The sequence below is a fragment of the Deltaproteobacteria bacterium IMCC39524 genome, assembly GCA_029667085.1.
Taxonomy (GTDB): Bacteria; Desulfobacterota; Desulfuromonadia; order Desulfuromonadales; family BM103; genus M0040.
Genome location: JARUHJ010000011.1, coordinates 42,174 through 50,534, shown reverse-complemented (window position 1 = coordinate 50,534; position 8,361 = coordinate 42,174). Strand labels below are relative to the sequence as shown.

General features: G+C 41.8%; 7 protein-coding genes and 1 pseudogene. 6 read left to right on the top strand and 2 right to left on the bottom strand.

All coding sequences use genetic code 11. The features are described 5' to 3' along the window. The first annotated feature begins 437 nt into the window (after positions 1-437). The 5 genes from P9J64_17075 (at position 438) to P9J64_17055 (ending at position 5,356) form a co-directional block, all read left to right on the top strand. On the top strand, positions 438-2,066 hold the full coding sequence (locus P9J64_17075) for a P-loop NTPase fold protein (GenBank protein MDG5470030.1): 1,629 nt from the start codon (positions 438-440) through the stop codon (positions 2,064-2,066). 51 nt (positions 2,067-2,117) lie between these two features. Next, positions 2,118-2,405: a hypothetical protein gene (locus tag P9J64_17070; GenBank protein ID MDG5470029.1), complete on the top strand. Its 288-nt coding sequence runs from the start codon at positions 2,118-2,120 to the stop codon at positions 2,403-2,405. Positions 2,406-2,627: 222 nt separating this feature from the next. Further along, the gene (locus P9J64_17065) at positions 2,628-3,095 is read left to right on the top strand and encodes a hypothetical protein (GenBank protein ID MDG5470028.1); all 468 of its coding nucleotides are present in this window, start codon (positions 2,628-2,630) and stop codon (positions 3,093-3,095) included. 133 nt (positions 3,096-3,228) lie between these two features. Continuing rightward, positions 3,229-3,585, top strand: coding sequence for a hypothetical protein (locus tag P9J64_17060; GenBank protein MDG5470027.1), 357 nt, complete (start codon positions 3,229-3,231; stop codon positions 3,583-3,585). A gap of 688 nt (positions 3,586-4,273) precedes the next feature. Then, on the top strand, positions 4,274-5,356 hold the full coding sequence (locus P9J64_17055) for a MopE-related protein (GenBank protein MDG5470026.1): 1,083 nt from the start codon (positions 4,274-4,276) through the stop codon (positions 5,354-5,356). Between the two features lie 123 nt (positions 5,357-5,479). On the opposite strand, the pseudogene P9J64_17050 reads toward P9J64_17055, so the two are convergent. Continuing rightward, positions 5,480-6,051, bottom strand: a pseudogene (locus tag P9J64_17050) (recombinase family protein). Between the two features lie 305 nt (positions 6,052-6,356). Here P9J64_17050 and P9J64_17045 point away from each other — a divergent pair. Then, positions 6,357-6,608, top strand: coding sequence for a hypothetical protein (locus P9J64_17045; GenBank protein MDG5470025.1), 252 nt, complete (start codon positions 6,357-6,359; stop codon positions 6,606-6,608). 360 nt (positions 6,609-6,968) lie between these two features. Here P9J64_17045 and P9J64_17040 read toward each other — a convergent pair whose 3' ends face one another. Next, complete coding sequence (locus P9J64_17040) at positions 6,969-7,886, bottom strand: fibronectin type III domain-containing protein (protein ID MDG5470024.1); 918 nt, start codon at positions 7,884-7,886, stop codon at positions 6,969-6,971. Positions 7,887-8,361 lie beyond the last annotated feature (475 nt).

Here is an 8,361-nt window from a genome sequence, read left to right as displayed (position 1 = left end):
ACGGAACTGGGAGCCAATCGAAGTTGTTCGGCTCAACCCTGATCGGAAAAGGCCCCCCGAAGAGGTCCTATGCTCCAAAGCTGCATAATGAGAAAAGGCGACAACTATCTTGACACCTACCGCAGGGGCTTTAGGAATTTCTCAATTTTGTCGATTTCACACGCGCGAATCAATGCAGTAGGATTTATAAGAACTCTGCTCTCTTTATCTGTAGTCACCACCTTTACCCAAAAATCATTCTTATATGTCAGAATCGGTAAGAATTTTATCTCTCTGTCAACGTTAAATCCGTCAACAAATGAATGCGTAATTATGAGAGGATGTTGAGATGTGTCTGATATCAATCCGCAGATATTTAGTCAGTCTTATTATCTTCATGCTTTACTTCTGTGAAGGCAGTCAGGCTACTTTCTTTTCATCCCTTTTAGGAGATACTCATGCAAGTGTATTCAATTACTGACAAGCCAATTACATCTATAGCAGAGAACCTCCTGGGGATTGAAAACTATGCAACCGCTTTGTCTCGTTTTATCCTCGGGGCGGCTACGCCTTTAACTATAGGCATGCAAGGTGAGTGGGGGACAGGGAAAACAAGCCTAATGCATATTGTTCGAGAAAACCTCGAAGAGCAAAAGGTTGCAACTTCTTGGGTGAATACCTGGGAATACTCAATGTTCAAAGAAGCCCATGAAATAACACCGGCGGTCCTTAAAGGCTTACTCGAAAACTTGATATCTCACTGTAAAGAGATGAACTATTGGCCCGATGAAAAGTCATGGCAAGAAAAAAAGGCTAGGTTTACAAAGGGCCTGAAAGTCGTTGGGGCCTTCGCCACAAAAGTTGCGGTCAACAAGACTACCGGTCAGAACATTGATATCAATCTGGATAATCCTCACTCTCTTCTCTCTGAAATAGCTGAAATTAAAAATGAGATTCGTGATATTGCGAAAATCATTGTTGATTCTCCACAAAACCCTTCCAGTCGAATTGTTTTTTTTGTAGACGACCTAGACCGAATTGAACCAGGCACTGCTGTAGAAATTTTAGAAGCACTTAAAAATATATTCGACATAGACAATTGTGTTTTTGTGTTAGCCATAGACTACGATATTGTCATCAAGGGCCTTGAGAAAAAGTTTGGCAAGAAGACGAATGAGAACGAAAGAGAGTTCAGGTCTTTCTTCGATAAAATAATACAAGTCCCTTTTTCTATGCCAACTGGGGCCTATAAAATAGAAAATCTATTAAAAGGAAAGTTTGATGAACTTGGCATTACGTTAAGCGACGCTGACTATAATGATTATGTGAATATTGTGAAGCTCACTGTAGGGTATGTGCCGAGAAGTATTAAACGTTTTATTAACTCATTCTCGCTTCTTAAAAACATTCGAGTAGAGGGTGAAAACTATAAAGAAAATGAACAGGAAGACTTCTGCCTATTTACTCTTTTGGGTGTGCAGATTTCATATCCACACATTTTCAGATTAATTAATCGTCGCAACGATTTTCTTAACTGGGACAAAAGTTTTGCAAGAGAAATTGGCGTTGAAGAAATTAACGTGCCTGATGAGGAGCATGAATACCTCGATGAGGAGTGGGAGCAGATAATTTGGTGTTATTGCCAGAAAGATGAATATCTAAAAGTTCGCGTAATGTCGATTATTGAAACATTAAATTATCTTAGAGATAAGCTCGGAGATCAAGTGACTGAGATAATGGAAAACTCTATGGAGTTTGCTTCCATGACCTCTGTTGACGACTGCATTGAAAGTAAACAGGTGAAAGCTCGATTTAAAGCTCCAGAAGGTAGAAGCGTTGCGGACTTGATTCACGAAGTTGCAACAGATCTCAAGTCTAATGAAATATTGAGTTTCAGCGGTTCATATATCCACAAGATTCTTGAGCAGAAATATCCAGGAGTCAGTAAGGGGGCAGTCAATGCTGCATTAATCGCGTACAGCACCAATCACCCATCTAAGAAACACAACCGCAGATCAAAGGATAAAGCTGACTGCGATTGGTTTGAATATCTGGGACGTGGACAAGGTTTTAATTTTTTAGACTAAGCATCTAAACTTTCAGGTAAACCATAACAATGACGAATGTTGCGAGGTGGCATGAGCAATAAATTCTTTAGAATAGTGAGAACACCGTCTTCAGAAGCCTATGGAATTATGGATGAGCATGAAGATGTTATAGGGCGTTTCGATTTGCACTATAGCGATGACGGAAAGATAGATGCTGTTGTCACAGTGCAGGCTCAAATGACTCAGTATCAGGAATTGGAATTGGTCCAAAAAATTGACCTGGACCTAATTGAAAATGCTGAAATCGGCGATGGGAACTTTAGTGTCACTTTCTTTATTGCGACTTCTTCTAGAATGTATGGGAAAGAGGCAAGTTAATGGGTTGGAGGTACTACGGCAATAAAAACTATAAAAAGGGTGGAGGCTTTAATTGGTCTGCGTCCAAAAAGGGCATAAATTCTAGTTGGACATTTGATCTTGGTTTCTTTAAGTGGAACATACCTTTTTTTTCATCACGTAAGAGAAAATCAAGAGTTACTCTTAAAGGGAGCGGGATCTTTAGACTAAAAGGTTGATGTGAACTCATCCTCAGGGGATAAAATGCCAAAGCATGAAATCATAGAAGAAGCCTTGCAGAAAATATTTAACGGCATTGATCAGCTTAAAAACGCTTTGCCCAGCAAAGAGTTTACAATCGACGGCCGATTGGTTGGCGACATTGGTGAGGCATTAGTGCAGCGAGATTATGAATTAGTTTTGTATGATGGGTTGGCTAAAGACTATGACGGAGAAACACCCTGTGGGAAAAGAGTCCAAATAAAGGCGACTTTCAAAGACTCTCTAACCTTTAAAAAAGTTCCAGATTATTATTTGGGTATAAAAATCTATGAGGATGGAACCTATGAGGAAATATTCAATGGGCCAGGGGGCATCATTGAGTCAGAGTTCAAACACCGTAAGGGCTTTTCGCAACAGTTATTATCCTTTCCAAACAAAAAGCTAAAAGAACTATCCAATAAAGTAGTCCCCTCACAAAGAATTGACAAAAGATATCAGGTTGACCGTTAATCTTCTTATTTGTCACCAGTTATAAAACACGACCTCAACAGCGCGAAATAACAAAATGCAGGACAGTGGTCTAGAAGTAAAGTTCTAGGAATTGTAGTGTGTGGATATATCTATTAATTAGAAAGGTCTACCTGTGTCAAAAAAATCAAAAAGTGGTGGTCTTCTTGGAGCAGTCCTGTTTATCTGCATTCTGTTAATTCTTTTTGTGGATGCGCCAGGGATGCTCGTGATCGGATTTATCAAGACGAAATACTTACCAACATTGGATGTGTCACAGATATGGGTCTTTTCTATCATTGTTAGTTTTGCATTCTTTGGATTGGTGACCTTAATCACCCGCGATTTGCGGCTAGGCTTCACCTGGTATATGGGCATGTGTACGTTATGCGTAGCCATTTGCGCGGTGCTTTACTTTGGCTTCAAAATTGGTTTCCCTGAGGTCTATCTTGAATATTTCTTTGATGGGAGTAGCTATATTCCAGTGAAGTGATTTTTATGCGATTAAATTATATCAGCTTCCAGCCACAACAGGCTTGATTGAATAGATTCCTATAATGCACGACTTCTGAAACGAAAAACGGCCTCTTATTGATAGAGGTATTCAGTAAGGTCTTTACTACACAAAGCTATGGCCACCGTGTTCGATCCTCGGTGGCCTTTTTATATGTCAGGGGCATTAAAAATTTAGCATATCGGTGAATCTAAGGACGTCAAAACAATGCAGTAGGATAAATTAGTAAATACCCACCTCAAGTGCCAAGCCCCCTACATACTAAAATTTCGTTCTTAAAGTTGAACCCTTGTAAGAAAACGTTAATTGTGCGCTAAGCAAGAACCATAAGAGTTATTATACTTCAAACCTTTATATTAAATCTTTGGGTTTAAATTTAGAATGTGTAAAAACGTAATGAAGCCCTGTGAAAAGACTTTATAAAATATCCGTTCCTAAGTTGAATATAAAAAATTGTAAAGATTAAAATCTAATTAAGAATTTTAATAATTTTTTAAATTATATGATTACAATAGATTGCAATTCTCATTGCAGCTTTCAAGCTTTAATCTAAATATTAGTCTGTTTTTTGGGTGCCTGTTTGCAAAATAAACTATGTGTATTCGTTTAATCCCTAATTTGTAACTTTATGAAAAACAAGCTGGATAAAAATATAAGGATAACTATAATGTCAACTAAATCGTTTTCCCACCTTTATATTAAGAAAATGGTATGTTCCAAACTCAGTCAAAAGTTGTCTGTTGTATTAATCGGGTTATTCTTTCTCCTGACAAGTGCTGCCAATATTTCACAAGCTAAGGACATCACCTTGGTATGGGATGCCAATCTGGAGTCGGACGTAGCAGGGTACAAGATTCATTATGGTACTGGTTCCGGAAATTACACTGGAGCAGAAGCAAACGTGGGGCCTTCACCTATTGATATAGCCAGCGCTACTAGCGCAAATCTTGTTGGTCTTGACGATACTAAAAAACACTTTTTTGCAGTAACCGCATATAACTTTAACGGTGAGGAGAGCAAGTACTCTAACGAAGTTTACTCTCCTGAATATTCATACAATGACTTAGATGGGGACGGTTACGATCTAACCGTCGATTGCAATGACTACGATGCTGCAATCAATTCTGGTGCAATCGAAATCAACAACAACGGGTTAGATGAGAACTGCAACGGTATGGCTGACGATGTCATAGACACAACACCATCAGGAGCCATTGAAGCGGAAAGTGGTAAGCTCGCTGCACCGATGGTCGTGGTTTCAGACCCTGCTGCATCCAATGGTTCATATATCCAGACCAACAACAGTGACAGTGGTATTGCAAGCCATAGCTTCAATGTGGCCGTTCCCGGTATTTACAAAATTGTCGCTCGTGTGTTTGCTGTCAGCCACGACTCTGACTCGTTTTTTGTCTCCATTGACAATGCTGCCGAAATCATTTGGGACCTCAATCCGACCGGCTCGGTAAATGAGTTCAATTTCTGGCGCGAGGACGACGTGACCGGCCGCGGCACTGGCCGTTTCGACAAACCTCAATACGACCCATATACTGTCGAACTCCAGGCTGGGAGCCACTACATTAGCTTCCGTGGTCGTGAAGCCAGTACCAAGCTTGACTACTTCTATCTTGTTAAGGTTGGTGAAGTTACCATCACTGATGCCGACTATTTAGTTTCTGATGAGAGCACAGACAAGCCATATAAATGTAAGGACTCTCCAAGCGACCCCGATTGCGGCATTGGTAATGACTGATTGGATCACCTTTTTTGTAGACACTTTATCACTAGTTGCGGCTTCTTATTGATAGAGGTATTCAGTAAAGTTTTAATCCATAGAATCAAGGCCACCGGATCAATGTCTGGTGGCCTTTTGTTTTCATGCTGATAATGCCTGCCTGTTTTCATAGTAGAGCCTATAAACAGATGATGTGCTTATCCCGTAAAGCTCCGCTATTTCCTTTTTGCTCAGACCAGGTGATTCATAATCTTTTAGTAGCGTCTGGATCTCATCAGAGGTCAGTTTTGGCTTAGCCCCAAACTTTACGCCCCTAGCTTTTGCTTTCTGATTGCCTTCGAGGGATCGCTCCCTGATCAAGCCTCTTTCAAATTCTCCAATAGCGGCAAGTATATTGAATTGAAGTCTGCCGTAGATGGTCGTATTGCGATCCCTTGGTCCATGACAACAAGATCAACATTCTTCTCTTCAAGACGCTGTACAACAATCGATAGATCAACAACGGATCGAGCCAGGCGATCAAGCTTGGTTACTACGAAAACGTCTTCCTCCCTAACAAAGTCGAGAGCATTTTTCAGTTCAGGACGATTCTTGGTAGAACTGGCTGAGGCTTTCTCTCGAAAGATACGGTCACAATCTGCCAAGTGATCCATCTGCACATCCAGTTTCTGGCCAACGGTGCTGACTCTTGCATAGCCGACTTTCATTCCCATGACAACCTCCCTTTCATAGCTGTCTCTTGTGATCCGCTGTGGTGGGGGTGGTCATGAAAGTTTAGCTTTAGAAGGGTAATTTTTTTTGAATTGCAGGCTATTCAGGGCTGTGGCCAAATCAGTAGTTTTTATGGTAATTGATTTGATGATAGAACATTTGAGACCTTCTGATTTTGACCTTTTAAGGAGATTGCTTTATACGCAAGTTTTTTATATTGTTTGGCAGGAATATGTGGGGCAAAAATGATGGCCACAATCCACCTTCCTGCTGCTACATCTGTAGCCAACGCTGAAAGAATCATACTATGAACGTTGAAGACCTACTGCAACAAGTGGTTAATTACGGCCAGAGCAACATGAACGTAGTCATCGCTGTCGTTGCGGTTCTGTTGCTTCTAACATTTTTTAAGCCCAAGAGCATGATGAAGCTTTACGGAGCCTGCGTTCTAGTATTCATTGGGTTCTACCTGCTTACGCTACTAGGTGGTATTCTCTTCAGCGGGGATAAGCAGAAGAATCAAATGATCTATAAGACTCGCGAAGCCACCGGTGAGTAGTCACCACACAGTTGGGCTCAGTATTCTATTGAAAATATTTCGAGCTGTTTCAGATTACACTGTTTGTATAACACGAAAGCCCTCAATCTTCGGATTGGGGGCTTTCTTACATTGCAGTGTCAGTGAGAATTTCGCATTCCAGCCAATCTGAGTACGCCCAAACAATGTAGGAAAACTTGCAAGAAAACATAATTAGGCTAGCAACACCCTCCGGGCTTTGGGTTTGACATGATCTTAGCCCTGAAGGAGAAGAAGTAAACAGTTAACTTGGGGTCGTTTGCTCTTTGGGAGAAGCTTTTTATGACGAGGTCAAATCAACTCACCCAAAGCAAATTTCTATCACTTTATTGTGACAACGTATCAGTTACTCAGGGTTTTGAAAGTCTTGGTGAGACTCTCGAAAGAATTGCCCCAGTTGTCGACGGCAACAATCTTCCAGTAGTACTGTGTGTCGGGTTTCAGCTCCGTAAGCTGGTACTCAGTGTCGTTGATGTCGGTGACGACATCTACGAACAGGGTCTCAGCCGGGGCAGGTGCATCGGTACCGGGTACTGATGTGCCCGGTATGTCAGTGCCAACTAAAACCGCGGTATCAACGCCGCCACCGCCTCCGCTGCCTCCACAACTTGCCTGCAGAACAAAGATTCCTATGCAAAATCCAACGCGGACAGGATGCCAAGCGTGTTTCGTGTGACCAGCTCGGGTTGCCATTAGCATTAGCAACAGAAGCGCCATTAGCAACGCAATGCTCAATTTGAATTGTGGCCAATTTGAATTTAACGTGCCGTGTCCAGTAACACTCATAGCGTTGGTATCTAAGTTCTTGTCCGTACCGTAAAAAAGGTTAAAAGAGATATTGTAGTTTTCCGGAGGCAGGTCCCACACAAAAGTAACTGCCGTGTCGGTGGCAGTATTGTTATTCGGGGCAAGCAGATAGGGGATCCATTCACTAGCGACAATGTTCGAGACACTACTTTCAATGCCTGCATCAGTAACGGCCGTAACTGTGAAATAGTAGACGTTACCGTCATCCGGCAGATCGATCGGCAGAGAGGTATTGGCTAAGTCGTCAACTGCAATCGGCGAAGCCCCTTCTGACAGGCTTGTACCGTTAAACGGGAAAGTAGGATTGTCGGTCCGGTAATAGATATTATAGCCGACAACCTCTGGTTCAATGTTTTGGTCCCAGGTCAAGGTAACATTTTGTGCAGAGGCCTGGCTGACTGTAGCGATGAACAAAAAAATGCACAGGGAAAGCAGTTTGATTGAGTTTTTCATTTTGGGTTTGGTTGTCCGATGTCACGGTGGGGAAGATCGTTGTCGGCGCCCTTTTCCTTTTTAATATTTGTTTCTTTTGGATTGTGATTGCGAAGTTAATGCCAAGGTTTGAGCTGGATTATTCAAACCCCTGAAATGACCTGCTGAAAAATCTTTGGCGGGACTATTCTAAAACTTTAGTAGGACTATTCTTAAACTTAGGCAGCTTCTCTTTTGTGTGTTTTTGACAACTTTTGACTAGGCTTATGGCAACTATGCCACAGAGGTGATGCTTCCGAACGCTACAGCGTCATGATCTTAAGCTTGCTGTCGGTAGGTGGTGCCGGCGGTGCCCAAAATCACTTTTCCTGCTGGCTATGCATTTAAGGAATGGGCCGTTTCAAACTTCTACAGAAGTCACTAGGCTATCTCAAACCCAAAACTAGGCAGAAGAAAACTGTAAGCGTCTGGGTTCTTAAAAGTCACGACTTCCAGG

Excerpts from the sequence above, each read along its gene's own strand:
- P9J64_17075 (MDG5470030.1), top strand. The coding sequence starts at position 438 with ATGCAAGTGTATTCAATTACTGACAAGCCAATTACATCTATAGCAGAG.
- P9J64_17070 (MDG5470029.1), top strand. The coding sequence starts at position 2,118 with ATGAGCAATAAATTCTTTAGAATAGTGAGAACACCGTCTTCAGAAGCC.
- P9J64_17065 (MDG5470028.1), top strand. The coding sequence starts at position 2,628 with ATGCCAAAGCATGAAATCATAGAAGAAGCCTTGCAGAAAATATTTAAC.
- P9J64_17055 (MDG5470026.1), top strand. The coding sequence starts at position 4,274 with ATGTCAACTAAATCGTTTTCCCACCTTTATATTAAGAAAATGGTATGT.
- P9J64_17045 (MDG5470025.1), top strand. The coding sequence starts at position 6,357 with ATGAACGTTGAAGACCTACTGCAACAAGTGGTTAATTACGGCCAGAGC.
- P9J64_17040 (MDG5470024.1), bottom strand. The coding sequence starts at position 7,886 with ATGAAAAACTCAATCAAACTGCTTTCCCTGTGCATTTTTTTGTTCATC.